This window comes from Cetobacterium sp., from assembly GCF_048470075.1.
Lineage (GTDB): Bacteria > Fusobacteriota > Fusobacteriia > Fusobacteriales > Fusobacteriaceae > Cetobacterium_A.
In genome coordinates, this window is record NZ_DBGBQB010000130.1 from 1 (window position 1) to 2,003 (window position 2,003).

At 28.4% G+C, this 2,003-nt stretch carries 2 protein-coding genes; both read right to left on the reverse strand.

All coding sequences use genetic code 11. The features are described 5' to 3' along the window. On the reverse strand, positions 1-427 hold a 427-nt coding region (locus tag ACMOUI_RS04620), incomplete at its 3' end, for a YqaA family protein (protein WP_418964564.1). A gap of 24 nt (positions 428-451) precedes the next feature. Beyond that, the coding region (locus ACMOUI_RS04625; protein ID WP_418964565.1) for an LTA synthase family protein at positions 452-2,003 on the reverse strand (1,552 nt) is incomplete at its 5' end.

Genomic DNA, 2,003 nt, shown 5'->3' on the forward strand with positions numbered 1-2,003 from the left:
TCAATAATCCTTGTGGAAGATGTCTTAAGATTCTACTAAAAATTGTGCCTAATAAAAATATTCTAAACTCAATCTCAAGAATTCCTGCTGCTATAACATAGCCTTCAAAAGGTATCGGAGTGATAGCAGAGGATAGCAGTGCTAAAAAAGCATTCTTTTCATACATTTTTTTTACTTTTATAAAAATATCTTTCTCAAAAATATGATTCCTAATTGGATCACTAATTTTGCGCCAAAAAAAATAACCTAAAATACTTCCTAATATTGAAAAAATAATTAAAACTATCACTAAATATACAGCACTTTCTTTTAAAGAAAGATAGATTGGTATTGAGATTGTTTCCATAGGAATAGGAAGTATTGTGGCCTCTAATAACCCTGCTAAAGCAATTCCATACACTCCAAGTTCTTTTAATATTTCAAACATTACATCCTCTTCTATTTTTAATTTTTAATCTGCAAAAGTTCCATTCTTTAATTGATAGGTTTCTAATTCTAAATATGTTCTAGTAGCCTTATGTAACTTATCCAAACTCTCTTTATCATCTACATATTCAGATTTTTCTATATCTATCAGCCTAGGTTTAATACCATCTCCATCAATAAGAAGAAGATTATTCTGAATCACTCCATAAAAATTATTTTGAACTACATATGCGCATGAATCATTATCTGAATCAGAAATATTAAGTAGATCTCTTCCCCAACTTGAATTTTTATATTTACCACCTAAAATCCCCATCACAGTAGGAAGTATATCCACTTGTGAAGACGTTATTGTACTGACTTTGGATTCTAAAATATCTCCTGGTGACCATAAAAGTAATGGAATTCTGAAGTTTTCCCAATTCAAATCAAAATTAGAATCTGTCTTAAATCCATGGTCCGCTACAAAAACAAAAAGTGTATTTTTAGCCCACTCTTCTTCCCTAACTTTTTCTATAAATTGACCTAATGCTATATCTGCAAAATGAAAAGCATTCAATCTATTTGTCAAATCGCCAAACTCATTATTTTTAAAGAGTTTATAATTTGGATCTATGTCATACGGTGCATGATTACTTAAAGTAAAAATTGTTGTAAAAAATGGTTTTTTTACACTTTTCAAATACTCTATGGTTTTTTCAAATAGTTTATCATCTGGAACTCCCCATTTAATAGTCCTATCCTCTTTAGAAAAATCTTGTTCATCTATTATATTATCTATACCATTTAACTTTAGAAAACCAGCCATATTATCGAATTCAGCATCTCCTCCATATATGAATGATGTCTCATATCCTCTCTTTTTTAAAATATTTGGTAAAGAAAAAAATGGTTTTTGACCTGTTGTAAACTCTTTAGTTACAGAGATAACCTTAGGTGAAGGAAAAGACACCGTTACTGATGCTATTCCTCTATTTGATCTAGTTCCTGTTGCATAAAAATTATTAAATAAAACTCCCTCTTTTGCCAGTTTATTAAAATTTGGGGTTAAATCAAGTTTTGCTCCTTGAACTCCTATATATTTTGACATAAAACTTTCCATTAAAACTATTACAACATTATAATTTTCTTCCTTTTTTTTCGTATTTGTTATTCTTAAAAGAGGATTCTCTTCTGAAATATACTTGGCATCTTTATCTTTTATTAACAATCTTATATTGTGTTCAAGCTCCTCTTTTGAAAGGGTTTTTTCCAAAGCTCTACCCTTCTTTTGCTCCTTTTTTAGATTATAATAAGATCTTCCCAATGAAAAAATTGGATTTATACTAAATTGATTCATATAAGAAAACTCTGAATAATGACCTCTTCCCCAATCTAAGACTGCTTCTGAAAATCCACCTCTAGAAGAAAATACTCCAACTACTATAATCAATAGCAAAGTTATTATAATTTTTATTGTTGATAACAAATTAATTTTAAGATTTGAATTAAGTTTTTCTAAATTTTTTTTTGTTAAAATTGAAAATAGAGCTGTAAAAAGTAAAATTATAGTTGTATTAGTTACTGGTCTGTATTCA